The 24,795-nt window shown below is 60.1% G+C and carries 27 protein-coding genes; 11 read left to right on the forward strand and 16 right to left on the reverse strand.

All coding sequences use genetic code 11. The annotated features are described in order from the left end of the window. Window positions 1-135: 135 nt before the first annotated feature. Window positions 136-549 carry a hypothetical protein gene (locus LOY43_RS17010; RefSeq protein ID WP_258708438.1) on the reverse strand — a complete coding sequence of 138 codons (414 nt, stop codon included), beginning with the start codon at window positions 547-549 and terminating at the stop codon, window positions 136-138. Between the two features lie 34 nt (window positions 550-583). After that, window positions 584-922 carry an FKBP-type peptidyl-prolyl cis-trans isomerase gene (locus tag LOY43_RS17015; protein ID WP_095048010.1) on the reverse strand — a complete coding sequence of 113 codons (339 nt, stop codon included), beginning with the start codon at window positions 920-922 and terminating at the stop codon, window positions 584-586. Between the two features lie 163 nt (window positions 923-1,085). Between LOY43_RS17015 and LOY43_RS17020 the strand changes: the two genes are divergently transcribed. Then, window positions 1,086-2,162, forward strand: coding sequence for a sensor domain-containing diguanylate cyclase (locus LOY43_RS17020; RefSeq protein WP_258708439.1), 1,077 nt, complete (start codon window positions 1,086-1,088; stop codon window positions 2,160-2,162). Window positions 2,163-2,167: 5 nt separating this feature from the next. Here the strand turns inward: LOY43_RS17020 and LOY43_RS17025 are convergent, their stop codons facing one another. Further along, entirely contained in the window at window positions 2,168-2,632 is a 465-nt protein-coding gene (locus tag LOY43_RS17025; protein WP_095124530.1) for a hypothetical protein, read from the reverse strand. A 101-nt stretch (window positions 2,633-2,733) separates the two neighbouring features. Next, window positions 2,734-3,039, reverse strand: coding sequence for an RcnB family protein (locus tag LOY43_RS17030; RefSeq protein ID WP_258708440.1), 306 nt, complete (start codon window positions 3,037-3,039; stop codon window positions 2,734-2,736). Between the two features lie 433 nt (window positions 3,040-3,472). Here LOY43_RS17030 and LOY43_RS17035 point away from each other — a divergent pair, with 433 nt between their 5' ends. Together LOY43_RS17035 and LOY43_RS17040 are read left to right on the forward strand one after the other, a co-directional pair. Further along, window positions 3,473-4,765, forward strand: a complete 1,293-nt coding sequence (locus LOY43_RS17035; RefSeq protein WP_095048013.1) for an MFS transporter — start codon at window positions 3,473-3,475, stop codon at window positions 4,763-4,765. A 12-nt stretch (window positions 4,766-4,777) separates the two neighbouring features. Then, the gene (locus LOY43_RS17040) at window positions 4,778-5,548 is read left to right on the forward strand and encodes a substrate-binding domain-containing protein (RefSeq protein ID WP_095048014.1); all 771 of its coding nucleotides are present in this window, start codon (window positions 4,778-4,780) and stop codon (window positions 5,546-5,548) included. On the opposite strand, the gene LOY43_RS17045 is transcribed toward LOY43_RS17040, so the two are convergent. Continuing rightward, complete coding sequence (locus tag LOY43_RS17045) at window positions 5,538-6,452, reverse strand: LysR family transcriptional regulator (protein ID WP_258708441.1); 915 nt, start codon at window positions 6,450-6,452, stop codon at window positions 5,538-5,540. The genes LOY43_RS17040 and LOY43_RS17045 overlap by 11 nt on opposite strands. 262 nt (window positions 6,453-6,714) lie before the next feature. Between LOY43_RS17045 and LOY43_RS17050 the strand changes: the two genes are divergently transcribed. Further along, window positions 6,715-8,523 carry a monovalent cation:proton antiporter-2 (CPA2) family protein gene (locus LOY43_RS17050; protein WP_034156156.1) on the forward strand — a complete coding sequence of 603 codons (1,809 nt, stop codon included), beginning with the start codon at window positions 6,715-6,717 and terminating at the stop codon, window positions 8,521-8,523. Between the two features lie 135 nt (window positions 8,524-8,658). Here the strand turns inward: LOY43_RS17050 and hcnC are convergent, their stop codons facing one another. The 4 genes from hcnC to LOY43_RS17070 form a co-directional block, all read right to left on the reverse strand. After that, window positions 8,659-9,918, reverse strand: a complete 1,260-nt coding sequence (gene hcnC / locus LOY43_RS17055) for a cyanide-forming glycine dehydrogenase subunit HcnC (protein ID WP_095048017.1) — start codon at window positions 9,916-9,918, stop codon at window positions 8,659-8,661. Beyond that, the gene (gene hcnB / locus LOY43_RS17060) at window positions 9,911-11,320 is read right to left on the reverse strand and encodes a cyanide-forming glycine dehydrogenase subunit HcnB (RefSeq protein ID WP_258708442.1); all 1,410 of its coding nucleotides are present in this window, start codon (window positions 11,318-11,320) and stop codon (window positions 9,911-9,913) included. Before hcnB ends, hcnC begins: the two co-directional genes overlap by 8 nt. Beyond that, the gene (gene hcnA / locus LOY43_RS17065) at window positions 11,317-11,634 is read right to left on the reverse strand and encodes a cyanide-forming glycine dehydrogenase subunit HcnA (protein ID WP_194936307.1); all 318 of its coding nucleotides are present in this window, start codon (window positions 11,632-11,634) and stop codon (window positions 11,317-11,319) included. The genes hcnB and hcnA overlap by 4 nt, the downstream gene beginning before the upstream one ends. A 240-nt stretch (window positions 11,635-11,874) precedes the next feature. Beyond that, window positions 11,875-12,414, reverse strand: coding sequence for a hypothetical protein (locus LOY43_RS17070; RefSeq protein WP_007915001.1), 540 nt, complete (start codon window positions 12,412-12,414; stop codon window positions 11,875-11,877). Between LOY43_RS17070 and LOY43_RS17075 the strand changes: the two genes are divergently transcribed. Then, window positions 12,407-12,616, forward strand: a complete 210-nt coding sequence (locus LOY43_RS17075; protein ID WP_141231768.1) for a hypothetical protein — start codon at window positions 12,407-12,409, stop codon at window positions 12,614-12,616. The genes LOY43_RS17070 and LOY43_RS17075 overlap by 8 nt on opposite strands. A gap of 24 nt (window positions 12,617-12,640) precedes the next feature. Here LOY43_RS17075 and LOY43_RS17080 read toward each other — a convergent pair whose 3' ends face one another. Continuing rightward, a complete protein-coding gene (locus tag LOY43_RS17080) occupies window positions 12,641-13,570 on the reverse strand; it encodes a hypothetical protein (protein ID WP_095048019.1) in 930 nt (309 codons plus the stop codon). A 307-nt stretch (window positions 13,571-13,877) separates the two neighbouring features. Here LOY43_RS17080 and LOY43_RS17085 point away from each other — a divergent pair, with 307 nt between their 5' ends. Together LOY43_RS17085 and LOY43_RS17090 are read left to right on the forward strand one after the other, a co-directional pair. Next, window positions 13,878-14,561: a response regulator transcription factor gene (locus LOY43_RS17085; protein WP_007914996.1), complete on the forward strand. Its 684-nt coding sequence runs from the start codon at window positions 13,878-13,880 to the stop codon at window positions 14,559-14,561. Next, the gene (locus LOY43_RS17090; protein ID WP_220556461.1) at window positions 14,539-15,933 is read left to right on the forward strand and encodes a HAMP domain-containing sensor histidine kinase; all 1,395 of its coding nucleotides are present in this window, start codon (window positions 14,539-14,541) and stop codon (window positions 15,931-15,933) included. The genes LOY43_RS17085 and LOY43_RS17090 overlap by 23 nt, the downstream gene beginning before the upstream one ends. A gap of 139 nt (window positions 15,934-16,072) precedes the next feature. Here LOY43_RS17090 and LOY43_RS17095 read toward each other — a convergent pair whose 3' ends face one another. The 3 genes from LOY43_RS17095 to LOY43_RS17105 are packed head-to-tail and all read right to left on the reverse strand — an operon-like array spanning window position 16,073 to window position 18,321. Continuing rightward, complete coding sequence (locus LOY43_RS17095) at window positions 16,073-16,483, reverse strand: SRPBCC family protein (RefSeq protein WP_250604307.1); 411 nt, start codon at window positions 16,481-16,483, stop codon at window positions 16,073-16,075. 21 nt (window positions 16,484-16,504) lie between these two features. Continuing rightward, window positions 16,505-17,302, reverse strand: a complete 798-nt coding sequence (locus tag LOY43_RS17100) for an SDR family NAD(P)-dependent oxidoreductase (RefSeq protein ID WP_095048022.1) — start codon at window positions 17,300-17,302, stop codon at window positions 16,505-16,507. Then, complete coding sequence (locus LOY43_RS17105; protein WP_095048023.1) at window positions 17,299-18,321, reverse strand: aldo/keto reductase; 1,023 nt, start codon at window positions 18,319-18,321, stop codon at window positions 17,299-17,301. Before LOY43_RS17105 ends, LOY43_RS17100 begins: the two co-directional genes overlap by 4 nt. 112 nt (window positions 18,322-18,433) lie before the next feature. Between LOY43_RS17105 and LOY43_RS17110 the strand changes: the two genes are divergently transcribed. Together LOY43_RS17110 and LOY43_RS17115 are read left to right on the forward strand one after the other, a co-directional pair. Beyond that, complete coding sequence (locus LOY43_RS17110; protein WP_095048024.1) at window positions 18,434-19,330, forward strand: LysR substrate-binding domain-containing protein; 897 nt, start codon at window positions 18,434-18,436, stop codon at window positions 19,328-19,330. 218 nt (window positions 19,331-19,548) lie between these two features. Continuing rightward, the gene (locus LOY43_RS17115) at window positions 19,549-20,208 is read left to right on the forward strand and encodes an isoprenylcysteine carboxylmethyltransferase family protein (RefSeq protein ID WP_258708443.1); all 660 of its coding nucleotides are present in this window, start codon (window positions 19,549-19,551) and stop codon (window positions 20,206-20,208) included. A gap of 124 nt (window positions 20,209-20,332) precedes the next feature. On the opposite strand, the gene LOY43_RS17120 is transcribed toward LOY43_RS17115, so the two are convergent. Then, the gene (locus LOY43_RS17120) at window positions 20,333-21,001 is read right to left on the reverse strand and encodes an HAD family hydrolase (RefSeq protein WP_095124523.1); all 669 of its coding nucleotides are present in this window, start codon (window positions 20,999-21,001) and stop codon (window positions 20,333-20,335) included. Between the two features lie 78 nt (window positions 21,002-21,079). After that, window positions 21,080-21,493 carry a response regulator gene (locus tag LOY43_RS17125; RefSeq protein WP_095048027.1) on the reverse strand — a complete coding sequence of 138 codons (414 nt, stop codon included), beginning with the start codon at window positions 21,491-21,493 and terminating at the stop codon, window positions 21,080-21,082. A gap of 199 nt (window positions 21,494-21,692) precedes the next feature. Here LOY43_RS17125 and LOY43_RS17130 point away from each other — a divergent pair, with 199 nt between their 5' ends. After that, complete coding sequence (locus tag LOY43_RS17130) at window positions 21,693-22,634, forward strand: class I SAM-dependent methyltransferase (RefSeq protein ID WP_095124522.1); 942 nt, start codon at window positions 21,693-21,695, stop codon at window positions 22,632-22,634. Between the two features lie 121 nt (window positions 22,635-22,755). Here LOY43_RS17130 and LOY43_RS17135 read toward each other — a convergent pair whose 3' ends face one another. Next, window positions 22,756-23,535, reverse strand: a complete 780-nt coding sequence (locus LOY43_RS17135) for a helix-turn-helix transcriptional regulator (protein ID WP_258708444.1) — start codon at window positions 23,533-23,535, stop codon at window positions 22,756-22,758. A 110-nt stretch (window positions 23,536-23,645) separates the two neighbouring features. Here LOY43_RS17135 and LOY43_RS17140 point away from each other — a divergent pair, with 110 nt between their 5' ends. Next, window positions 23,646-24,761 carry an extracellular solute-binding protein gene (locus LOY43_RS17140; RefSeq protein ID WP_258708445.1) on the forward strand — a complete coding sequence of 372 codons (1,116 nt, stop codon included), beginning with the start codon at window positions 23,646-23,648 and terminating at the stop codon, window positions 24,759-24,761. Window positions 24,762-24,795 lie beyond the last annotated feature (34 nt).

Raw genomic sequence — 24,795 nt, forward strand, 5'->3', positions numbered from 1 at the left:
CGTGTAATCGTTCTTCGCGAGCAGGCTCGCTCCCACACTAGATCTGCGGTGGCTCATGGAATTTGAGTACGCCGCCGATCCAATGTGGGACCGAGCCTGCTCGCGAAAGCGTTCTTTCTGCATCGGACGCGTGAGTCACGAAGCTCGAAAATCCGCGAGGATAAAGGGTGTGTGGTCACGCAAGTAAACGTCGACATCGTCCAGCGAGTGCAACGCTTCACTGGATGACTCCACGCGCTCTTCATCGTCATGACGAATGACCGTGACGAAAAAGGTTTCTTCCTGTCGGACCAACGTCGCAGTGCGTTTGACCGGCCGCCCATCTTCCTGAGCAAAGGACATCGCACGTACCGTTTCATTTTGCAAAGCTTCAGACACGTCTGCTTTGAGGGCCTTGCGCTTGGCGAGCAGTTCTTTCGCGACTATCCAGCTGCCGACTGCAACGGCAGCGGAAACGAAATACATGTAGTTGTAATTCGATCCTCTGCGCGAGGCATGCCTCTCCACCAGCCAATCGGCAACTTGTGAAACCCACTGCCACACATCCATCGCATTTATTCCCAAGCGTAAAAAAGACCCGGTTTCAATCCTCCCGCGTCAACACTTCCAACAACTCAATCTCAAACACCAGATTCGAATTCGGCGGTATCTTGCCCATCGTCCGTTCGCCGTACCCCAAATGCGCCGGCACCAGCAATTTGCGCTTGCCCCCCACCTGCATCCCCATCAAGCCCTGATCCCAACCCTTGATCACCCGCCCGGTGCCAATCACGCACTGGAAAGGTTTGCCTCGGCTGTAGGAAGAATCGAACTCGCTGCCGTCTTCCAGCCATCCGGTGTATTGGGTGGTGATCAGCGCACCTTTGACGGCGGCTTTGCCTTCGCCGGCCTGAAGATCGATTACCTGCAGTTCATCATTCATAACATTCACTCTATTGTTCAGCCGGCCGCCGTTTTCCCAGAAATGCCGGGGATTGGCAACCTGCCAGCGCAGATCAACATGGTATCCGAACCGAGTAATGAAGCATTAACATAGCCAACCGCCACTACCCCACGGATCGACTCGCCATGCTGGCAGCGCCCGAATGACTCTGTTCTGGATCAGCCTTGCCGTGGGCGCGATCATGCTCGCCGTCATCGCCCTGCTGCTGTGGCGCGAACGCGGTTTGCGCAGGCAGCTCGCGCAGTACCGTGATCTGCTGAGACGGGCCGCCGATGGCCAACACATTCAGCAGGACGGCGACGTCGAGCGTTTCAAGCGTAGCCAGTACTTTGCGCGTATCGGCACTTGGGATTGGGAAGTCGACACGGATCGGCTGTACTGGTCAGATGCGATTTACGGCATGTTCGGGTTCAAGATCGGCGAAATCACCCCGTCCTATGCGTTGTTCTGTTCCTGCGTCCATCCGGACGACCGCACCAAGGTGCGCGAAGGCGAACTGCGCTGCCTGGAGACTGGCGAAAACCACGATGAGGAGTACCGCGTGGTCTGGCCCGACGGCACGATTCGCTGGCTGCGGGAAACCGGCAACGTTGTACGCAACGACCACGACGCGGTGGTGAAAATGATGGGCGTGGTGCGCGACATCACCGAAGAAAAAGCCTCGGCCAGCTACCTGCAACACCTCGCCCACTTCGATCCGCTGACCGGCCTGCCCAATCGCCTGGTGCTGGAGCAACGCTTGTCGGAAGCGCTGGATCACGCGCGGCAGTCCAAGACACGCGTCGCACTGGTGTTCGTCGACCTCAACGGTTTCAAAACCATCAACGACCGCTACGGCCATGCCGCCGGCGACCGCGTGCTGGTCACTATGGGCACGCGGCTGAAACGCATCCTGCGCGCTACCGATACCGTCGCGCGCATTGGCGGCGATGAGTTCGTGGTGATCCTGCAAGGCCTGTCGCCGAGCCTGAGTTTGCAGGACGAAGCGCGCAGCATCTGCCAGAAAATCTTCATCGAACTGTCGCCCCCGATCAGCATCGGCAACGACCAGCGCCACATCGGCACCAGCCTCGGGGTGGCGGTGTTTCCGGACCATGCGACGGCGATGGATCGCTTGCTGCACGTCGCAGATCTGGCGATGTATGAGGCCAAGCGCAGTGGCAATAATCAGTATCGGTTGGGGGGTGGGCAGGTGATGAATCACGTTCGGGTCGAGTAGCTCGATCAGTCCGCAGGCAGGCCAAACGGAATGCCATTGAAGGTATGCGTGCAACACCGGCAATGAGGCTTCATCTCTTCGACACTCAGCTGCGGATTGACGATTTGCAGCTGCTTTTGCTCATCGACGAAGAGGCCGTTGAAGTAGGCCGACTCGCCCAGTCGCACAATGTCCTTGCGATCGTCTTCGTGGATGGCAACCATCCAGAAAACCGGTTCTGGCCGATCAAGGCGAGATACCGCTTCGCTGAAAATCTCATCCCAATGACCGCCGACGCGGGATAACAGAAAACGAAACAACGGCGTGTAGTCGTAGCCGTGGTGTTTGATGCCATGCATAGAGCCGCGCGTGGCCTCGCTGTGGCTTTGCGCTTTGGTGTTTCGTTGATCACGGTAGTGCCCGCCTGGGTTGTTGCGCCAGACGTTATGGGCGGTGGTGTTTTCTTTGCGATACAGCGGTTTCTTTTCCAACCTGTTGCTCCTGACTTCCCGACATCCAAAACGCCCCAAGGGTTTTACCCGAACGGCGCTCGATTGCAATCAACCGTCCATGGCTGATTATTGCCGGAGATTTAACGCGGGACCGGCTTCATCTCGACAATCGTCCCGTTGGTGATCATCACCATGACGTACTGGTCATTGATCTGTACCCATTGCGCCTGATCAACAGGTTTTTTCAGGCCCTTGGTTTTCCAGTCGATGGCTTTTTCACTGCGCTGATAAATATCCGGCGCACGGTCGTTGACCTTCAACTCCCGGTCGCTGACCGGGGATTGCACGGCTTGTTCATTTGAGGTTTGCGCCGCTTGAACAAGTGGGCTGATCCCGGCAATGCCGGCGATGAGGGCCAGGCTGGCGATTAGGGTTTTGCTGTTCATCGGTGAACCTCCTGAATTGTGTAGTACCTCAACTCCGACTGCGTGGGGCGGGAATCATTCCTTTTTTACCGGGGGTGGGTGCTAGAGGAAATCAAGAGCCCCTCACCCTAGCCCTCTCCCGGAGGGAGAGGGGACTGACCGAGGTGTTTGGCAGAAGTGTGCCGACGTGCGATACCGAGTCGAATGAAAGTTTCAAAACCAACCGAAATCGGCTCCCTCTCCCTCGGGAGAGGGCTGGGGTGGCGAAACCATAAACAGCCGTTACAGCAGCAATGGATTTGTACCCAAAAAACCCCATTGATCCACTTTGCACATCAATCCATGCCAATAATGCAATTAACATCCGGTTACACCTGCGCCACCATCCACCTCAATAAAAACCGTGCGCCGCCCTCCCGTCGCGCACGTCATAAAAGCGGTGGAGTACTTTTCTATGACAGCCTCAATCCCTCACAACGGCTCGCGGGCCGGTGCCATTTTCCGGGTGACCTCGGGCAACTTCCTCGAACAATTCGACTTCTTCCTCTTCGGCTTCTACGCCACGCAGATCGCGGCGGTGTTCTTTCCGGCGAGCAGTGAATTCGCCTCTCTGATGATGACCTTTGCGGTGTTCGGCGCAGGCTTCTTGATGCGTCCGCTCGGCGCCATTGTGCTCGGTGCGTACATCGATGATGTCGGTCGGCGCAAAGGGTTGATCGTCACGCTGTCGATCATGGCCAGCGGCACGATCCTGATAGTGCTGGTGCCCGGTTACGAAAGCATCGGCCTGTTTGCGCCGGCACTGGTGTTGATCGGGCGCTTGCTGCAGGGTTTCTCGGCTGGGGCGGAATTGGGCGGTGTGTCGGTGTATCTCGCCGAGATCGCCACGCCGGGCCGCAAAGGTTTCTTCACCGCTTGGCAGTCGGCCAGTCAGCAAGTGGCGATCATCGTCGCCGCCGCTTTGGGCTACGCCTTGAACGCGTGGATGGCGCCGGATGTGGTGGCCGATTGGGGCTGGCGGATTCCGTTTTTCGTCGGCTGCATGATCGTCCCGTTCATCTTTTTCCTGCGCCGTAACCTGGCGGAAACCGAAGAGTTCGCCGCACGCAAACACCGCCCAAGCATGGGCGAAGTGTTCCGCACCCTCGGCCAGAACTGGGGCGTGGTACTCGGCGGCATGTTGATGGTCGCGCTGACCACTACCGCGTTTTACCTGATCACCGTGTACGCGCCGACCTTCGGTAAAACCGTGCTGCACCTGAGCACGTCCGACGCGCTGTTGGTGACGCTGCTGGTCGGTGTGTCGAACTTCTTCTGGTTGCCGATTGGCGGCCTGTTGTCCGACCGTATCGGCCGTCGCCCGGTGCTGATTGCCATGTCGCTGCTGGCCCTGGCCACGACTTATCCGGCGCTGTCGTACCTGGTGCAGGCGCCGAGCTTCAGCCACATGCTGCTGTCGCTCTTGTGGCTGTCGTTTATCTACGGCTTGTACAACGGCGCAATGATTCCGGCGCTCACCGAGATCATGCCGGTGGAAGTGCGGGTTGCCGGTTTCTCCCTCGCGTATAGCCTGGCCACGGCAATTTTCGGCGGTTTCACCCCGGCGATGTCGACCTTCCTGATTCAGTACACCGGCGACAAAGCCGCGCCGGGTTACTGGATGAGTATCGGTGCGCTATGTGCCTTGTGCGCCACTCTTTATCTGTACCGCCGTGCCGGTGGTCGTCTGCAACCTGTCGCGGCCTGAGGAAAACTCGCCATGAAAAAACTGTTTACTGTCACCGCCCTGCTCGCCGGTCTCGCGTTCAACCTCGCGGCCCAGGCCGAAGAATTGAGCGTGATGACCTCCGGCGGCTTCACCGCCGCCTACAAAATCCTCGGCCCGAAATTCGCCGCCGCCTCCGGCAACACACTGACCACCAGCCTCGGTCCGTCGATGGGCAAAGCACCCGAGGCGATCCCCAATCGCCTCGCGCGCGGTGAACACGCCGACGTGGTGATCATGGTCGGCTATGCCCTTGATGACTTGATCAAGCAAGGCAAGGTCGACCCGGCTTCGCGCGTGGAACTGGCCGATTCGCGGATCGGCCTGGTAGTGCGCGAAGGCGCGCCGAAACCGGACATCAGCAGTGTCGACGGCCTGAAGAAAACCCTGCTCGACGCACAGTCAGTGGCCTACTCAGACAGCGCCAGCGGCGTCTACATCGAGCAGCAGTTGTTCAAGAAACTGGGCATCGAAGATCAACTGAAACCGAAGGCCAAGATGATTGCGAAAATCCCCGTGGGTTCAGTGGTTGCCACCGGCGACTATCAACTGGGCTTCCAGCAGGTCAGCGAATTGCTGCCGGTGCCGGGTGTGAGTTTCGTCGCGAAGATTCCGGAATCGGTGCAGTCGGTGACGCGTTTTGCCGCTGGGATTCCGGTCGGCGCACAGCATCCGCAAGAAGCCAAAGCGCTGCTCGCTTACCTCGCCGCGCCGGCCGCGCAAGCAGACGTGCAGGCCACCGGACTGGATTCGGTCAAACGCTGACAATCGGCGGCTGGACCTTCATTTCCACCACCAGCCGCTCCAGTTCCAATGCCGCCGGGGTCAACGTGCGACCCCGGCGCTTGATGATGCCGACACTGCGCATCACTTGCGGATCGGTCAGCGGCACCCGCGTCAGGATCGGATGATCCGGCCCAGGCATCGCCATCAGCGGCACCGCCGCCACCCCCAACCCCGCCTCCACCAAACCGATCATCGTTGTCACATGCCGGGTTTCGCAGACGCTCGAACGCTGCGGCACCACCGTGCTCAACGCCTGGTCGAGCAGAAAGCGGTTGCCGGAGGTCTTGTCCAGCGAGATGTAATCCTGCTGATAAAACTCATCCCACGTCACGCTACTGCGCCCGGCCAACGGATGATCGCGGCGACAAGCGACGACGTAGCACTCCTGCACAAGCGGTTCGAACTCGACTTTGGCATCCTGCGTGCCGAGAAAACTCAAGCCGAAATCCGCCTCGCCATTGACCACCGCACTCAAGACATCGTGCGCACTGGAGTCGAGCACTTTGACTTTGATCCGTGGAAATTGCTGGTGATAGCGCGCGATCACGCGGGGCATGAAGTAGTACGCCGCCGAAGGCACACAAGCAACGGTGACATGGCCCAAACGGGTCGATGCGACTTCGCTGATGCCCAATAACGCAACGTCGAGATCATCGAGCAAACGCTCGACACTGGGCATGAATCCGCGCCCGGCCTGGGTCAGGCTGACCTTGCGTGTGGTGCGTTCGAAGAGTTTTACGCCGAGGGCGTCTTCAAGCTTTTCGATGCGCCGGCTCAACGCCGGTTGCGAGAGGCGCACGGTGTCGGCGGCCTTGCGGAAACTGCCCTGCTCGACCACGGCGCGAAAAGCTTGCAGGTCGTTGAGGTCGAAGTTGATGGCCATGGCGGGACTCGGGAGATTGATTCGCTTAGGCTATAAATGTAACCAATTGATGCAATTTATTACAGACCACATGAAGATCCCCTGTAGGAGCTGCCGCAGGCTGCGATCTTTTGATCTTGATTCTTCGAAGGCAAAAGCAAGATCAAAAGATCGCAGCCTCGTTGCACTCGACAGCTCCTACAGGGGATCTTCGGTGGATGAAAAGTCGCTGTAGCCCTTATCCTTGTCACCCCCGCCGTACCGTTGTCAGGAGTAACCCCCCATGCCCCATGAAGGCAATCTGTTGCAAGCCGCTGTCGTCTTTCTGTTCGCGGCCGTGCTCACCGTGCCTTTGGCCAAACGTTTGCAACTAGGAGCCGTGCTCGGTTATCTGTTTGCCGGGGTGATCATCGGTCCTTCAGTGCTGGGCCTGATCGGCAACCCGCAAAGCGTCGCGCATATTTCCGAACTGGGCGTGGTGTTGCTGTTGTTCATCATCGGCCTTGAGCTGTCGCCGCGACGTTTGTGGGTGATGCGCAAATCGGTGTTCGGCGTTGGTCTGGCGCAGGTGTTGCTGACGGCTTCGGTGATCGGCGTGCTGGCGCTGTCGGTGTTTGGCCAACCGCTGAACAGTGCGATCGTGCTCGGCCTCGGTCTGGCCCTTTCCTCGACGGCATTCGGTCTGCAAAGTCTGGCCGAGCGCAAGGAACTGACCAGCCCCCATGGGCGGTTGGCGTTTGCGATTCTGTTGTTTCAGGACATCGCCGCGATCCCGTTGATCGCACTGGTGCCGATGCTGGCGGGTGGTGCTCACGACACCAGTAACGCGGAAAGCCTGAACCATGCGTTGCAGGTGCTCGGCGGTATCGCCGTGGTCGTGGTTGGTGGGCGTTATCTGTTGCGTCCGGTATTTCGCGTGGTGGCGAAAACCGGTCTGCCGGAAGTGTCGACGGCCACGGCGTTGCTGGTGGTGATCGGCACGGCGTGGTTGATGGATCTGGTCGGTGTGTCGATGGCGCTGGGCGCGTTTCTTGCCGGTTTGCTGTTGGCGGATTCGGAATATCGCCATGAACTGGAAGCGCAGATCGAGCCGTTCAAAGGTTTGCTGCTCGGGCTGTTTTTCATCAGCGTCGGCATGGGCGCCAACCTCAGCTTGCTGCTGAGTGCGCCGATCACTGTGCTGGGGCTGACGCTGCTGTTGATCGGGCTGAAATTGCCGCTGCTGTTCGTCGTCGGGCGTCTGGCTGGTGGCTTGAACAAGGTCAGTGCGATTCGCCTCGGTATCGTCTTGGCGGCTGGTGGTGAATTCGCTTTTGTGGTGTTCAAGATCGGTCGCGACCAGGGCCTGTTCGAACCGCGTTTGTATGACTTGCTGGTGTTGACCATCACCCTGTCGATGGCGGTGACGCCGTTGTTGCTGTTGCTCTGCGCGCGGCTGGTCAGCCCAAAAGTGCAGCCGGTGGAAGTGCCGGAAAAATACCGTGAGATCGACACTGACACGCCACGCGTGGTGATCGCCGGCATGGGCCGGATGGGCCAGATCGTCGCGCGGATTCTGCGTGCGCAGAACATCAAATTCGTCGCGCTGGACACCTCGGTGGAAACCATTGAACTGTCGCGCAGTTTTGGCGGTGTGCCGGTGTTCTACGGCGACCCGATGCGCCCGGAAATCCTCAATGCGGCCAAGGTCGGTGAGGCGGAATATTTCGTGATTGCCACGGATGATCCGGAGACCAATATCAAGACCGCCGAGGTGGTGCGCAAGCTGTATCCGCACATGAAGATCATCGCCCGGGCGCGTAACCGTCAGCACGTGCACCGTTTGGTCGATGTTGGCGCGGAGGCGATTCGTGAGACGTATTACTCAAGTCTGGAGATGAGTCGGCGCACGTTGGTCGGGCTCGGTCTCACCCAGGCTCAGGCCGATGCGCGGATCAAGCGCTTCAAGCACCACGACGAACAGGTGCTGGAGGCGCAGCACGCGATCTACGACGACGCGGCGAAAGTCCTGCAAACCGCCCAGGAAGCTCGGGCGGAACTGGCGCGGTTGTTCGAATCGGACCAGCTAGAAGAAGAATCCCGCAACACCTGAGCCACACCCGATTGTTCCCACGCTCCGCGTGGGAATACAGCCCGGGACGCTCTGCGTTCCAATTCGCAAGCTGGAACGCGGAGCGTCCCTTGAGGCATTCCCACGCGGAGCGTGGGAACGATCATCTTGCCAAGGTCAGGCCAGTTCCAGTTCCAACGCTTGCTTGACCGGCGCGACTTCAAAGCGGTCCGCCAGAAACGGCGTGATATCCAGCGGCAACGGCTCATCGTTGACCAGTTTGTCCAGCAGCACACCGGTAATCGCCGAGGTCAGAATGCCGGTGCGGAAGTGTCCGCAGGCATTCAAATACCCTTCCACCCCACGCATCGGTCCGAGAATCGGCAACTCATCCGGCGAGCCCGGACGCAAACCCGCCCAGGTGCGTTTCAGATTGACGTCCTTGAGTTCCGGCAGGCAGCGCACCGCGCCCTGCACCAGCCCGGCGATTTCCGGGTAGGTGGTGGTGACGTCGAAGCCCTTATCTTCGGTGGTGCTGCCGATCAGGATCTCGCCGTTGTCCTTCTGCGCCACGTAGCAGTCGCTGGTGGTCAGGCAGCCGTTAAGGATTTTCGGCATGCGCTCGGTCAGCAGAATCTGGCCCTTTACCGGTTTCACCGGGATACGAATACCCGTCGCCCATTCACTCAAGTCCGCCGCCCAGGCACCACCGGCGTTGATCAGCGTCTTGCAGTGGAACACGCCCTCCTCGGCCGTCTGCACACCGGTGACGCGACTGCCGTGATGCAACACACCGGTGACGTTGGTGTTGACGAAGATGTCGACGCCGTTCTGCCGTGCACCTTCCATGTAGGCATCGGCGAGGCGGAACGGGCTGACCTGGTGATCGCAGAGAAACTCCAGTGCCCCGCGTGCTTCGTGGCTGACGCTCGGTTCAGACTCGCGTAGCGCCGCCTGATCGAGCCAGCGCACCTGATCGGCCAGGTGCGGAATGCAGCCGACGATGTGCTCGGCGTAGAGCCGGTCTTCATCGTCGTAAATGACGAATTTCAACCCGGTCTTTTCGAACTTGAAATCCATGCCGTGGTTGTCTTTCAGCTCACGGTGCAGCGCCGGGTACAGCGCGTTGGACTGCAGGGCGAAATCGAAGAATGACTCCGGCAGAATGTGCGGCGTGCTTGCGTCCACTGCCACCGCCGCGCCCTGGGTTTCGCGCTTGCGGTTGGCCGACATCATGCGGAAGAAAATCACCCCGCAGCCGAGGCCGACCGACTCACCGATCGCCCACAAACCGCCGGCCGACGCACGGGTGGCGTTGCCCGGGCGCTTGGCATCGATCAGCGCCACTTTGAGGTTTTTGCGCTTGGACAATTGATAGGCGCAGGACGCCCCGATCACGCCGCCGCCGGCAATGATCACGTCGTAGAACTTACTCATGGGCAGCGGCCTCCGTGCCGACAGACTGGAACGCGGAAAAAGGAATCGGATCAATCGGGAATCGCGGGCGCAGCCAACCGACGTCCTTGCGCCCGGTAGCCTGACGCAAGCGATCGCTGCAGTAGCCGACGCACATGCGCCCCTGGCAATCGCCCATGCTTACGCGGGTGCGCATTTTCAGGCTGGCGATGTCTTGCACGCCTTGCTCCAGCGCCAGGTCGATGTCAGCGCGGGTCGCGTGTTCGCAACGGCAGATCACCGTGTCAGCGGCAGGCAATGCGGTCTGGCCGACGCCGCGTTCGGTGTAGCGATCCACAGCAGCGCGAAAGCGCACGATGGCTTTGAGTTTGCTCAAGTAACGGTCGCGGCGCACACGCGCCAATTCCTCTTCGAGCACGCCGCGTTGCAGGAGAATCGAGGTTGCGGCGATCTTGCCGGCGAGCATCGCCGCTTCACCGCCGCGAATCCCGCCCATGTCACCGGCCAAGTGCACGTGGGGTTCGTTACTTTGCTGCCAGACGTTCGCGTTGGCGCGCAGATAACCGTCATCGCTGAAGCCGTGATCCAGGCCCATCTGCTGGCTCAGTTGGGTGCGCGGAATAAAGCCATAACCGACCGCGAGGCTCTTGGCTTCGAAACGCTCGACGCGGCTCATGTCCGGTTCCCACGTGGCCGAGTACGGCGCGACGCTGACGCTTTTCAGCTCGCCCTCACCATGCGCCTCGACCACGCCCCAGCCGTAGTTCATCGGGATGCCGTGCAGTTTCAGGTAGGCGAGCATGCTCAAACCATCGAGAAACAATTGCGGCTTGTTCAGCAGCGCCAGACTTTCGCGGGCAATCTTGCCGAACGCGCAAGCCTCATACACGCCCGCGACGCTGACGCCCGACGCATGCAACTGCGTCGCCACCAGCGGCAGCAACGGCCCGGTGCCGGCGATGATCACCGGCCCTTGCGGCTTGACCACGCCACTTTTGATTTGCAGTTGCAGACCGCCGAGCATGATCACCCCCGGCAACGTCCAGCCCGGAAACGGCACGCTGCGTTCGTGGCAACCGGCAGCCAGGAGCAATTGCGGATACTCGATCTCGTGCAATTGCTCATCGCCATCCAGCACTACCAATGCACGAGTACCTTCGGCGCCGACCACACGATGGTTGAGGCGTACATCGATCAGCCCGGCCTGTTCCTGAAAATCACCGTGCAGTTTGCCCAGCGCTTCGGAGTAGCGCGGGCCGAGATAATCCAGCTGCACGCCGTCACGCAGCGGCCCGCGATAGACCACACCGCCAAGGCGTGAAGCTTCTTCGAGCAAGGTGCAGCGCACCCCGTGGCGCGCCAGTTCGATGGCCGCCGCCATCCCCGCCGGGCCGCCGCCGACGATGACCGGTTGCGGGCTCATACGATCACCTCCTGCGTGGTGATGCGGTTGACCTGGGTTTCGATCTGCATGCCGTCACGCACCACAGTCTGGCAGGCACGGCGTTTGTGCCGGCCGTTGATTTTCACCAGGCAGCACTGGCACACGCCCATGCCGCAATAGGCGCCGGTGATCTGGTCGTGATCGTTACGGGCAATCTGGCGAACGCCGAGGGACTGGATAACACTGAGGACGGTTTCGCCGATGGCGGCGGTGACCGCTTGACCGTTGATGTGGACGGTCATGTCCGCCTGCGCCAACGGCTGGATATCGAAGGTTCTTTCTTGGCAGTGCATTGCTATGTTCATCCGTGAGAGTTCGGTTGAGGTGGTGTCAGCTCCTTGCTGCACTACACCGGGTCGACGCGTTTATTGTGGCTGTGAGGGGCGTCGACGCAGCTACTTCGTCAGCGCAACAAGGTGCGCGTGAAGCACTGTAGTTCATGCCTCAGCAAAGGCCTGGATCATTTACGTTAGGCGATATCGCCCGGCGAAATATTGATCCAGGCCAGTGAAAGCGGCTGGATTGTCCAACGATCAATTGGAGAAGACGTACTGCCCTTTGATCTTCCTTGTACCGACCAAAGCGAGGTCCGGAAACAGCAGCGATTTGACCCAGGCGGCGTAGAACACCATGGCCAGAATGAACGCCACGCCGAGCAGAGTCGACACGGGTTCTTCACTGAAGCCGTAGAATTCACGAGGAATCTGGCTGATCGTGAAGGTGACATAGATTGTGTAAATCACCGCGATGCCCTTGTAAAAGCCCCACGCAAACAAGAGCGGAATCACGCCAATAATCAAGACCATGGTCAATGCCATAGCGATGCCACCGTCATTGATTTGAAGCAGCCCGGCTATCGCCCCGAGAAGTCCCCAGATACCCATCAGTGCGACCAGAATGTTGACTTTAACGGCGTGTCGTTTTCTCAGGGCGGGATCCGGATGCGCCCCGATCCAGCCCGCCAGCACTCGATCCTTGACCTTGCCACCCGAAAACGCCTTGAAGGTTTCGGCCCTGGAATGCCCGCTATCGAGCATTTCGACGACTTTTCGTTTGATTGCTTGCTTGTTCAACGTATTCATCCTTAAACGTGCGCGCAACGGCCGCCCCGTTGCCGACGCGGATTTTCCCCTTGTTGCCCGTCAGAAAGCAAAAAGCCGCTTCCACCCGAAGGTGGAAACGGCCGAGGCATGGGCCTCAATGGAGCAATCAGTGCACGAACAGGGCGATCAGGATGATGATCGGGATCGGTACGCCGAGGAAAAACAGCAGTAATGAGCGCATGGTGATGCTCCTTGTTTAACGGACTGGAGTGGTCGTGGTGTAGGTGTCGACTTCTACGTACTCGACGGCATCCCGACGACGACCGCCGTAAGTAGCCGCGAGGCTGGCGAAGAACGCACCGGCCAACAGCGAAATGAACATCCACAGCGAGGTCAAGGCAGCGACTTTCGCAGCGGTGTCGGCGGCTTGTTGAGCTTTGACTTTGGCGTCGGCGAGGGCTTTCTGAGTGCGCGCATAAATCTCGTCAACGCGACGTTCGGCATCGGCCTGAGTCAGGTTGGTACGTTGCGCGACCAGTTGTGCGAGGTAAGTACGGTCTTCAGCACTCAGCTGACCGTTGGCCAGGCTTTGCGCAAAGATGCGGGCCACAGCGCCATGAGCGGCGTCATCGCTGACAGAGGCCGGACGGTCATCGCGGAACAGGCTGTCGATGTAGTAGCCGTACTGGTTGCTGTCGGTGTTGGCCGCCGCAGAACCGGCTGCTTGAGTCATGGCGCTGGCAGCACCGCCAGCCACACTGGCACCGGCCTGCACACCACCACTGATCACGCTGCTGACCGAGCCGACCACCAGAACTGCAGTGACCAATGTAGCCACACACCAGGCCAGGAAGCCGTGCGCGGTGTCGCGGAAATACACCTCGTCACCGTGCATGTTCGCCCACTTCACCCGCAAGCGACCGGCGATATAACCGCCCATGCCGGAAGCGATGATTTGCGTCAGCGCCAGCCAGACAATCGTTGAAATGCCCAGGCCCTTGGCGCTGACGCCCTCTCCGGCCCACGGTGAAACGGCAGAGAAACCCAAACCGAACCCGAGCAGGACCAAAATCATCGACAGGGCAGCGGCAGCCGCGGCACCTGCGAAAATCGCGCCCCAGGACACGCCCGAAACGCTGCTCGACTCTTCAACGGCAGGATAAAACCCATCAGAAGATCTATTCATTGTTGTTCTGCTCCAGGCATGAAAAATGGTGTTACAACTCGTCAGCAGAGGAATTGCAGTGACCGTGCCATTCGCGAAAATTAAATAAAATTTTTAATTTCAATAAGTTAGAAAGAATGAACTTACGCAAACCTTGCAAATTGCAATAATTGCCGGATAACAGCGGGTTTTATGCATTGGCCTCAAGTATCAATAGCGCTCCAAATCTGCGTTTGTGACAGGTCAACATGAAAGTTAATTTAAAGCGCCAGCGGATTTTCTTGGCAAAATGCTGCCATTCCGTTTGAACCGATCAGCAGGCCTGCCTATGACTCGTATCTTGACCATCGAAGACGACGCCGTGACCGCTCGGGAAATCGTCGCCGAACTGAGCAGCCACGGGCTGGAAGTCGACTGGGTCGACAATGGCCGCGAAGGGCTCGACCGCGCCGTGAGCGGCAACTACGACCTGATCACCCTCGACCGCATGCTGCCCGAACTCGATGGCCTGGCCATCGTCACCACGCTGCGTACCATGGGCGTGGCCACGCCGATTCTGATGATCAGCGCCCTCTCCGATGTCGACGAGCGCGTACGCGGCTTGCGCGCTGGCGGTGATGATTACCTGACCAAACCGTTTGCCACCGATGAAATGGCCGCGCGGGTGGAAGTGTTGCTGCGTCGGCAGAACAGCGGCGCCACTCAGGCAACGACGTTGCAGGTGGCCGACCTCGAACTTGATTTGATCAGCCATGAAGCGCGCCGCGCCGAACAAGTGCTGACGCTGCTGCCGACCGAATACAAGCTGCTCGAATTCCTCATGCGCAACAGCGGCCAGATCCTTTCGCGGATGATGATTTTCGAAGAGGTCTGGGGTTATCACTTCGACCCCGGGACCAACCTGATCGACGTGCACATCGGCCGTCTGCGCAAGAAGATCGACGCCGCCGGCCATGTGCCGCTGATCCGCACGGTACGGGGCTCGGGTTATGTCATTGCCGAACCCGTCTGACGGCTGGCGCTCCTCCAGCAGCCGATTGCTGGCGCTGTACAGTTCGCTGTTCGTGGCCTGGAGCGCGATCCTCATGGGGGTCATGTATTACGAGGTCTCCGGCTACCTCGACAACCTCGCCAAACACTCGTTGATGCAACGTCAGCACCTGTTTTCGCACTTTCGCGGCGAACAACTGGAAGACGCCCTCGCCGCCAGCATGACCTTCGACATTCGCGGCATCGACGCCTATGGCCTGTTCGACGCCAACGGCGTTTACCTCGGTGGAGCGCTCCAGCAGATCCCCGAAGGCCTGCCGCTGGACGGCAAGATCCACATGCTTGCCGAATGCGCCGACTCCGATGACCCGACCCTGCCCAATGACAGCTGCGATGCGGTGGCCACACAAACCCGCGATGGGCGCTGGCTGGTGTTGCTGCGCGACAACGGCTCGCTGTTCGCCGTCACGCGGATCATTTTGCATGCGTTGTTCTGGGGCGTGTCGCTGACGATTCTGCCGGGCATTGCCGGTTGGCATTTACTGCGGCGTCGGCCGTTGCGGCGCATCCGGGCGATTCAGGCCAGCGCTCAGGCGATTGTTGCCGGCGACCTGACCCGGCGCCTGCCCCTGTCCAATCGCCGCGATGAACTGGACATGCTCGCGGCCATCGTCAATGCGATGCTGGAGCGCATCGAGCGCTTGATGAATGAAGTCAAAGGCGTCTGCGACAACATCGCCCATGATCTGCGCACGCCACTGACGCGCCTGCGCGCGCAGTTGTATCGCATGCAGCAGCAGGCTGGTGAAGGTTCGCAGGAAGCGGCGCAACTGGATCTGGTGCTCGCCGAAGCGGACACGCTGATGGCGCGGTTTCGCGGGTTGTTGCGGATTTCCGAGCTTGAGGATCGCCAGCGCCGTTCAGGTTTTGTCGAGCTCGATCCAGTGCAATTGCTGGAAGAACTGCACGAGTTTTATTTGCCATTGGCCGAGGAAGGCGAGCTGCGTTTCGAGCTGAACATGCCGGAGACCCTGCCGCCGCTCAATGGTGATCGGGCGTTGCTGTTCGAGGCCTTGGCCAATCTGCTGAGCAACTCGATCAAGTTCACGCCACCGGGCGGCACGGTGATGTTGCGTGGGGTGAACGCCGGTGGGCAGACGCGGATTGAGGTGCACGACTCAGGGCCGGGGATTCCCGAGGCTGAGCGTGAGGCGGTGTTCCAGCGCTTCTATCGCGCCGAGGGTGGGCAGCCGCAGGGTGGCTTTGGCCTCGGATTGTCGATTGTGGCGGCGATTGTCAGCTTGCATGGCTTCAGTCTTGAAGTCGGCAGCAGTGATCTGGGCGGGGCGAAACTGCTGCTCGATTGCCGGCAGAGCCTGATCGAAAATTCCTGACTCTGCCGACACTCCAAATCGACGCGGTCCCTGTGGGAGCTGGCTTGCCAGCGATGGGGGCCGGTCAGCCGCCGTATAAGGTGACTGAACCACCGCAATCGCTGGCAAGCCAGCTCCCACAGGTCTTTTTGTTTGATGATTAAGCGGGGTAATTGGCACGGAGTGCCTCGAGGCCACCCTGATAGATGCCGTTAAACAACGCCACCACTTCCTCATCACTCACGCCTTTGGCGTTGAAACGACCCGACCACGTCACCCGTGCACCCTGCCCTTGGGCTTCAACCTTGATCGTCGCCAAGTAATCAGTCGCCGGGAACGGTGCCTGTTCGATCGAATAGCTGTAAGTCTTCGCGGCGTTATCGAACGCTTGCAGTCGCTCGATTACCACAGCGCCGTCAGCGGTCTGCAAGGTGCGCACACGGCCACCGTCGCTCAGCTCACTGTTGGGAATAAAGGGCAGCCAATCGGGCAGCGTGTTGAAGCCGCCGATCAATTGCCAGACCTGATCGGCCGAGGCCGGAATGTCGATGGTTGCGGATGCTGTTGGCATAAATAAACGTCTCTCCAGAATTCAGATAGTCAGGCTGTCGACCACGCCGCCATCGACGCGCAACGCGGCGCCGGTGGTGGCCGAGGACAGCGGCGAAGCAATGTAGGTCACCAGATGCGCGACCTCTTCGACATCCGCCACGCGCTGGATGATCGAGGTCGGGCGGGCCTTGCGCACAAAGGCGTCGGCTTCATCGCGCAGGTTGCGCCCGGATTCGGCGGCAGCCTCCTTGAGCATGTCTTCCAGGCCGTCGGTGAAGGTCGGCCCCGGCAGGATCGCATTGACCGTCACCCCGGTGCCAGCCAGACGTTTGGCCAGACCGTGGGACACCGCCAGATTGGCGCTTTTGGTGACGCCGTAGTTGATCATGTCGGCTGGCGTGGCCACGCCGGATTCCGAGGAAAGAAAGATCACCCGGCCCCAGCCCTGCTCGACCATCGCCGGCACGTAGTGCCGCGCCAAGCGCACGCCGGAAATCACATTGACCTCATAGAAGCGCGTCCACTCGCTGTCCGGCGTATCGAAGAAATCCACGTCATTAAAGATGCCGAGATTGTTCACCAGAATGTCCGCGCGCGGCTCAGCGGCGAAGAGTTTTTGCGCGCCCTCGGCCGTGCCCAGATCCGCAGTCAAACCACGCAACTGCGCCCCCGGCACTTTCTGCCGAATGCTCGCCAGCGCCTGCTCGACCTTGGCCGTGTCGCGGCCGATCACCACCACGGTGGCGCCGGATTCGGCCAGCGACTGGCTGATGCCCAGACCAATGCCGGCGGTGCTGCCGCTGACGATGGCCAGTTTTCCACTCAGATCAATCTTCATGCCTTCACCTCATCGATTGGCAATGGTGCACGTTCAGAAACCAGTCTGGCGTCGCGCATCGCCTGCCAGAAACCGGCAGGAATGATCGCCGACAACGCCGCGACATCTTCGGCGATACGACCGGGTTTGCTCGCGCCGGGAATCACTGCAGCGACCGCCGGATTGGCCAGCGAAAACTGTAGCGCGGCGGCTTTGATATCAACGTTGTAAGCGGCGGCGATGCGTTTGATCTGTTCGACCTTGGCGATGACTTCAGGGCTGGCCTGCTGGTATTCGAAGTGCGAGCCGCCGGCGAGAATGCCTGAGCTGTAAGGGCCACCGACAACGATTTCAACGTTCTGCGCCCGAGCCGCATCCATCAAGCGCTGCAGCGGGCGTTCGTGATCGAGCAGCGTGTAGCGACCGGCCAACAGGAAACCGTCCGGCTGCGCTTCGCTGAGATCAAGGGTCAGTTCGCACGGCTCGACTTTGTTCACGCCCAGGCCCCAGCCTTTGATTACGCCTTCTTCGCGCAAGCGGGTGAGCACTTTGAATGCGCCCGTGCGGGCCTGATTGAAGTACTCCAGCCATTGATCGCCGTAAAAATCCTGAGCGATGTCGTGCACCCAGACGATGTCGAGGCGATCGGTTTGCAGACGCTTGAGGCTGTCTTCGATCGAACGCATAGTCGCGTCGGCGCTGTAGTCGTTGACGATCTTGTTCGGCCGACCGTGCTCGAACACCCCGCTCTTCTCGCCGAGATCGCGGGCGGCGGCGTCTTCGATTTCATCGAGAATCACCCGGCCGACCTTGCTGCTCAGCACGTAGTCGTCGCGTTTGTACTGCTTCAGTGCTTCGCCGAGGCGGATCTCCGAAAGACCGGAGCCGTAGAACGGCGCGGTATCGAAGTAGCGCACGCCGGCATCCCACGCGGCGTGCACGGTGGCCTGCGCTTCTTCTTCGGGGATGGCGCGGAACATGTTGCCCAGTGGCGCGGTGCCGAAGCCCAGTTGACCGGGAAGTTTGTCTTTCAAGCTCATTGGATTGTCCTCATACGTTCTTGGTCGGCGTGACCGTTGAGCAGATCCTAGATTGCGACACCGAGACCGTCCAAGACATAATCTGCAGCACTTGAGTCCCTATAGGTCTGACATGATCGACATCCGCCAATTGCGCTACTTCGTTGTAGTCGCCGAGGAAGAACACGTCGGCCGCGCCGCCGAACGGCTGCATATTTCCCAGTCGCCGCTGAGCCGGCAGATCGCCCAGCTCGAAGAGCGCCTGGGCCTGACGTTGTTCGAGCGCAGTCAGCAACGCATTCGCCTGACCCGCGACGGCCAGACCTTCCTCGCCGAAACCCGCGCCCTGCTCACCCACGCCAATCGCCTGGAATCCCTCGGCAAACGCCTGGGTCGTGGCGAAGAAGGCGGTTTGTGCATCGGCTATATCGAAAATGCTATGCACGCCGGCGTCTTGCCCAATGCCTTGCGCGTGTTACGCGCGGATCGTCCCAACGTACACGTCGCGTTGTACAACCTCAGCTCCGCCGAGCAATTGGAGGGCTTGCGACAGCGTAGTCTCGATATCGCGTTGGTGAGCGAGCCGCCGACCGATGACGATCCGGATCTGCTGAGTTTCCAGGTGCTCGATGACCCGATGCTGCTGGCGTTGCCGGAGCAGCATCGTTTGGCGCAGCAAGCGGCGTTGAGTCCCGAGGATCTGGCCGATCAGGAATGGATCGGCGTGCAGCCGCGTCAGGATGCCAAAGATGAGTTTGCCAGCGCCTGCATTCGCGCCGGCTTCACCCCGGATGTGCGCATGCAGGCGACCGAACCGTTTACCGCGCTGGGTCTGGTGGCGTCGGGGCTGGGGATTGCGATGATTCAAAAAGGCCTGAGCCATAACGCACCGCCGGGTGTGGTGCTGCGCGAACTGCCGTGGCTGACGTTGACCACGCCGTTGTGGGCGGCGTGGCACCGGATCAATCTGCGGCCATTGGTCGAGACCTTCCGCAAAGTCCTGACTGACGGTGAGATAGCCGCTGACTGACAGGGCCTCTTCGCGAGCAAGCTCGCTCCCACAGGAATTCGTGTCGTTCACAGAATTGAAATCTACCCCATAACCTGTGGGAGCGAGCCTGCTCGCGAAGGGGCCGGCACATCCAACATCGAATGTGACTGACCCAAAGCCTTCGCGAGCAGGCTCGCTCCCACAGGTTTTGCGGTGGATCTACACTCATCAGATCAGCATCCAGCCGTGAGATCGCCATGAGAATGTCCGCACAAATGACCGTCGTCGCGGTACTCGCCACCCTCGCCTACCTCGGCCTGGCGGTGTGGGGCATTGGTGGTGTGGCGATGTTCTTTTCCCACGGTTCGCTGGTGATCGTCGCATTGGCGACGGTGGCGATGGTGATTGCTTCGCTGTTCAGTGAGATCAACCTGAGCACTGGCGAGCGCGAAGACCGCGCCAATCGCTGGGTGATTCCGGCGTTCGGTGTGATCGGGCTGCTCAGTGGTTTTCTGCCGGCTTACTGCGACCGGGTGAATTTCTGGACGCTGGGCGGTGAAGGCGTGCGCTGGCTCGGCGCATTGCTGTTTATCGTCGGCGGCGTGCTGCGGTTGTGGCCGGTGTTTGTGCTGGGACGGCGTTTCAGCGGACTGGTGGCGATTCAACCGGGGCATCGGTTAGTCACCGATGGCATTTATCAACGGCTGCGCAATCCGAGTTATCTGGGGTTGTTGATCAATGCCGTGGGCTGGGCATTGGCGTTTCGTTCGGTGGTCGGGTTGATGCTGGCGGCGCTGACGTTGATCCCGTTGATTGCCCGGATTCACTCGGAAGAAGCCCTGCTGCGGGCGCAGTTTGGCACGGAGTACGACGCTTATTGCGCACGGAGCTGGCGGTTGGTGCCGGGGGTTTACTGACCACAGGGCAACACTTAACCCTGTGGGAGCTGGCTTGCCAGCGATAGCGGTAGTTCAGTCAAATTTATAGTGACTGACAGGGCCTCATCGCTGGCAAGCCAGCTCCCACAGGGACTGTGTTGTGTCAGTTTTTTTGCAGGTGAAGTTTGCCGTCGTTGTCGACCTTGACCTGCACCGCAGCATAACTGGCCAGCGTCGCATGGGCCGTTTCCAGCGGATGCTGATGCGTCGTGGTGATGATCATCAGCGGTGCACCGGCCGCTTCGGCAGCCTGAATACCGACGGTGGCGTCTTCAAAGATCAGGCAATCATGCGGCTCCAGGCCCAGTCGTTGGGCCGCCAGTAAATAGCCGGCCGGGTCGGGTTTACCCGCCTTCACATCTTCAGCGGTGATCATCACCGCAGGCGTTGGAATCCCCGCCGCCGCCATGCGCCGCAACGCCAGATCCCGTGGCGCCGACGTCACCATCGCCCAGCGATCTTTGGGCAGGCTATTGAGAAATCTCGCCGCGCCGGGTATCTCGACAATGCCTTCGACGTCTTCGATTTCCGCCTCGGTGATGAACGCCGCTTGCGCCTCGGCATCCACCCCCGGCAGGTTCAGCCGGGTGATGGTGTCGATCGCGCGCACACCATGAATGGTCGGCAAAAACGTTTCCACATCGACGCCATGGCGCACGGCCCAGGCTGCCCAGATCCGCTCGGCGGCGGCGATGGAGTTAAGGACGGTGCCGTCCATGTCGAACAGAAACGCGCCGAACGCGCGATCGAAGACGTTATCGTGAGCAGACAAAAGATCGCATCCTTTGACAAGACTGGGCGGATTGGCCGGGCAATGTAGCATTTTTGCCCGGCGATTCGTCCCGGCATCTCAGTGCAGGCGCGGAGCCTTGGACTTGAACGCGCTATCCACGCAGTCGAGTAACTGGCCGATGGCCCACGGCTTCTTGATGAACGCCACCGGGTGTTTGACCCCCGACGTCTCCGGGGTTTCATAGCCGGACATGACCATGACCGGCTTGTCCGGCCAGCGTTCGCCGACCAGATTGGCCAACCCGGCGCCATTGATTTCGCCGGGCATGGTGATGTCGGTCAGCAGCAAGGCCACTTCCGGCGCGTGCTCTTCCAGATACAGCTTGGCGTCATCCGCGCTGGTACGTGGCTCGACTTTGAAACCTTCCTCCTGAAGAATTTCGCAGAGAAACTCCAGAATCAACGGATCATCCTCAACCACCAGAATCAATCCGTCAGGAAGGTGCGCGCTCGCCGTAGGTATTGGGCACATGGAACTGCACTCCCTGAATTGCATTAACGATTTAGCGGCTTGAATCCGCTGCTTAACTGGTATGAGCAGCGGGCTCTGCAGAAATTCACTTTTGATACAGGTCTTTTGCGAAACGGCGTTTTTGCCCGTCAGCGGCAATCGTTCGCGACGGTGTATTTGTGGTTAAAATGCCGGCCCTTTTGCTTGCCGATTCTGACCGATGAACCCTGAAGCCCTCGCCACCCTCCACGCCCATCTGCTGCCGGCCCTCGCGGCTGCACCGAGCGAAACCCGTCGCCTGTTCCACGGGCGCGGTCGCTGCTGGGCCGGGCTGGAGCAGTTGACCGTGGACTGGCTGCAAGGCGTGGTGCTGGTGTCGCTGTTCAAGGAACCGGCGCCTGAGCAACTGGACAATCTCAAAGCGTTGCTGCTGGGTCTCACAGATTCCGCCGAATGGAAACAGTCTGGCGCGCACACGTTGCTGATCCAGCATCGCTACTTGCCACAGAGCACTGCCGAATGGTTGCTGGGCGATGAAATCGAAGAAATGAGCATCGTCGAGGGCGGCTTGCAGTACCGCGTCGACCTGGGGCGCAAACAGAACGCCGGGCTGTTTCTCGACATGCGTTACGGGCGCAACTGGGTGCGCGAGCAGGCCAACGGCAAACGTGTGCTCAATCTGTTTGCCTACACCTGCGGTTTTTCCGTGGCGGCCATCGAGGGCGGCGCCAGTCATGTGGTCAACCTGGACATGTCCCGCGCGGCCCTGAGCCGTGGCCGCGACAATCATCGCTTGAACGGCCATGATCTGAGCAAAGTCAGTTTCCTCGGCCACGACCTGTTCAAGTCGTGGGGCAAGGTGATCAACAGCGGCCCGTATGACCTGGTGATCATCGACCCGCCGTCGTTCCAGAAAGGCAGCTTCCTGCTGACCAAGGATTACCAGCGCGTGCTGCGCCGCTTGCCGGAATTGCTCACGGCGCAAGGCACAGTGCTGGCGTGCATGAACGACCCGGCATTCGGTTCGGACTTTCTGATTGATGGCGTGACTCAGGAAGCACCGAGTCTGCGCTTTGTAGAGCGACTGGAGAATCCGCCGGAGTTTCCAGACATAGATCCTGAAAGCGGTCTCAAGGCCCTGATCTTCCAGCGCACTATCTGACACCCCGAAGATCCCTTGTAGGAGTGAGCCTGCTCGCGATAGCGGTCTATCAGTCAAATAGGTGATATCTGACACACCGCTATCGCGAGCAGGCTCACTCCTACAGGGGGATTGTGTTGGGTCAGGGAGTTGGTGGGCGCAGCACCAAAGCAAACAACTCGCCATGCCCGGTGACATTGAGCTTGTGATAAAGATTGCGCCGATGCACCTTGACCGTCTCCGGCGAAATGCCCATCTGCTGGGCCATTGCCTTGCTGGAGAAGCCCTGCAAAATCAGCCGCGCCGTATCGACCTCACGCACCGTCAGCCGCGCGTCGAAGCGGTCAAGCAACGTTGCCAGATCACCGACTGGCGTTTCCGCCACCGCGCCCTGCGGCGGCAACAACTGCACATGCCGACGCATCGCCGCCAGCACCCAATCGCGCACGCACAGCAACCTGCCCTGCTCGGCCATGTCGAACGGCGTCGAACGGCCCAATGACAAGCCGAGCACGCCGCCCTCGACGTTGATCATGAACTGCAACTCGTCCTCGCCCACCACCGAACGAAAGTAGCTCAGGTAATACTCGCTGTGCAGAAACTGGTCCGGCGCCACCGAGGCGAGGCTGTGCAAACCATCAGCAATGCCGGTCGAGGCGCTCTGGTAAAACGGATCAAGCAGGTACATCCCGGCGCTGTAACCGGCCAGTTCTTCCTCCTCGTCGGGACGGCCCTTGCTGTCGAAGTCGATCAGCAATTGCGGCGCCTGCCCGGCTTTCATCAACGCCACCAGCGCGTTGTCCAGCGGCACCAGCAGCCGCAACGTGTCTACCAGCGCACGCCAGAAACCGTCCTGACCGACACCGGCAAATACCCGCGCCAGGCTCTGATGCACTGGCAGTTCCTGCAGCAACGCGTCCACGCACTACCCCTTTTGAGTAACCCATGATGGGAATGGGTCAGGCGTGACCGGCCCGATAGGCTGACCACTCCTGTTCATCACCGGCCTGCACAGGCCAGGAGTGCCGCATCATGCGTGGTCACCGTGGCTGTATCAACCTCAGCATTCAACTGGGCCTGCTGGCCGGTATTGGCGCCAGCTCGATCGCCATGGCCGCTGACGCGCCGAGCGTGCACGTCTACAACTGGTACGACTACATCGGCCCGAACACCCTCCACGACTTCCAGCGCGACAGCGGTATCCAGCCGGTCTACGACACCTTCGACAGTGCCGAAGTCCTCGAAGGCAAATTGATGACCAGTCGCAGCGGCTACGATGTGGTGGTGGCAAGCAACTTCAGCCTGCCGACGCTGATCAAGGCCGGCGCGCTGGCCCCGCTGCCACGCGAGCAACTGCCGGGCTGGAAGAATCTTGATGCCGATTTGTTGGCAAAACTGGCCAACAACGATCCCGGCAATCAATACGCCGTGCCGTATCTGTGGGGCACCAACGGCATCGGTTACAACGTCGACAAGGTGCGCGCAGCGCTAGGCGACAAGGCACCGGTGGATTCGTGGGATCTGGTGTTCAACGAAGCCAACCTCGCCAAACTCGGCCAGTGCGGCGTGGCGATGCTCGATTCGCCGTCGGAGATGCTGCCGGTCGCCCTGCACTATCTCGGCTTGCCCCCCAACAGCACCGATCCCGAAGACTATAAAAAAGCCGAAGCGCTACTGCTGAAACTGCGCCCGCACATCGCCTATTTCAACTCGTCGAAATTCATCAGCGACCTGTCCAACGGCAACATTTGCGTGGCGGTCGGTTGGTCCGGGGCGATGCTCGAGGCCAAGACCAATGCCGAGCAGGCCAACAACGGCGTGAAGATCGCCTACAGCCTGCCCAAGGAAGGCGCGCCGGTGTGGTTCGACACGTTGGTGCTGCTCAAGGACGCGCCGAATCGGCCCCAAGGGCTGGCGTTTATCGACTATCTGCTGCGCCCCGAAGTGATCGCGCCGGTCAGTGATCATCTGTCGTACCCCAATGGCAATCGCGCCGCGACAGCGCTGGTGGCCGCCGCCACGCGGGACAACCCGGCGGTTTATCCATCGGCCACGGCGATGGCCACGCTGTACACCCTTGAACCCCTGCCCAAAGCCACCGAACGGGTGCGCACGCGGGTGTGGAGCAAGGTCAAGAACGGCCAGTAACCCCTTTTGAACATTTCACCAAACCCTGTGGGAG

This window comes from Pseudomonas sp. B21-041, from assembly GCF_024748675.1.
In the GTDB taxonomy this organism is placed as follows: domain Bacteria; phylum Pseudomonadota; class Gammaproteobacteria; order Pseudomonadales; family Pseudomonadaceae; genus Aquipseudomonas; species Aquipseudomonas neuropathica.

Coding starts and splice junctions, on each gene's coding strand:
- LOY43_RS17010 (WP_258708438.1), bottom strand. CDS start 549: ATGGATGTGTGGCAGTGGGTTTCACAAGTTGCCGATTGGCTGGTGGAG.
- LOY43_RS17015 (WP_095048010.1), bottom strand. CDS start 922: ATGAATGATGAACTGCAGGTAATCGATCTTCAGGCCGGCGAAGGCAAA.
- LOY43_RS17020 (WP_258708439.1), top strand. CDS start 1,086: ATGACTCTGTTCTGGATCAGCCTTGCCGTGGGCGCGATCATGCTCGCC.
- LOY43_RS17030 (WP_258708440.1), bottom strand. CDS start 3,039: ATGAACAGCAAAACCCTAATCGCCAGCCTGGCCCTCATCGCCGGCATT.
- LOY43_RS17035 (WP_095048013.1), top strand. CDS start 3,473: ATGACAGCCTCAATCCCTCACAACGGCTCGCGGGCCGGTGCCATTTTC.
- LOY43_RS17040 (WP_095048014.1), top strand. CDS start 4,778: ATGAAAAAACTGTTTACTGTCACCGCCCTGCTCGCCGGTCTCGCGTTC.
- LOY43_RS17045 (WP_258708441.1), bottom strand. CDS start 6,452: ATGGCCATCAACTTCGACCTCAACGACCTGCAAGCTTTTCGCGCCGTG.
- LOY43_RS17050 (WP_034156156.1), top strand. CDS start 6,715: ATGCCCCATGAAGGCAATCTGTTGCAAGCCGCTGTCGTCTTTCTGTTC.
- hcnC (WP_095048017.1), bottom strand. CDS start 9,918: ATGAGTAAGTTCTACGACGTGATCATTGCCGGCGGCGGCGTGATCGGG.
- hcnB (WP_258708442.1), bottom strand. CDS start 11,320: ATGAGCCCGCAACCGGTCATCGTCGGCGGCGGCCCGGCGGGGATGGCG.
- hcnA (WP_194936307.1), bottom strand. CDS start 11,634: ATGCACTGCCAAGAAAGAACCTTCGATATCCAGCCGTTGGCGCAGGCG.
- LOY43_RS17080 (WP_095048019.1), bottom strand. CDS start 13,570: ATGAATAGATCTTCTGATGGGTTTTATCCTGCCGTTGAAGAGTCGAGC.
- LOY43_RS17085 (WP_007914996.1), top strand. CDS start 13,878: ATGACTCGTATCTTGACCATCGAAGACGACGCCGTGACCGCTCGGGAA.
- LOY43_RS17090 (WP_220556461.1), top strand. CDS start 14,539: ATGTCATTGCCGAACCCGTCTGACGGCTGGCGCTCCTCCAGCAGCCGA.
- LOY43_RS17095 (WP_250604307.1), bottom strand. CDS start 16,483: ATGCCAACAGCATCCGCAACCATCGACATTCCGGCCTCGGCCGATCAG.
- LOY43_RS17100 (WP_095048022.1), bottom strand. CDS start 17,302: ATGAAGATTGATCTGAGTGGAAAACTGGCCATCGTCAGCGGCAGCACC.
- LOY43_RS17105 (WP_095048023.1), bottom strand. CDS start 18,321: ATGAGCTTGAAAGACAAACTTCCCGGTCAACTGGGCTTCGGCACCGCG.
- LOY43_RS17110 (WP_095048024.1), top strand. CDS start 18,434: ATGATCGACATCCGCCAATTGCGCTACTTCGTTGTAGTCGCCGAGGAA.
- LOY43_RS17115 (WP_258708443.1), top strand. CDS start 19,549: ATGAGAATGTCCGCACAAATGACCGTCGTCGCGGTACTCGCCACCCTC.
- LOY43_RS17125 (WP_095048027.1), bottom strand. CDS start 21,493: ATGTGCCCAATACCTACGGCGAGCGCGCACCTTCCTGACGGATTGATT.
- LOY43_RS17130 (WP_095124522.1), top strand. CDS start 21,693: ATGAACCCTGAAGCCCTCGCCACCCTCCACGCCCATCTGCTGCCGGCC.
- LOY43_RS17140 (WP_258708445.1), top strand. CDS start 23,646: ATGCGTGGTCACCGTGGCTGTATCAACCTCAGCATTCAACTGGGCCTG.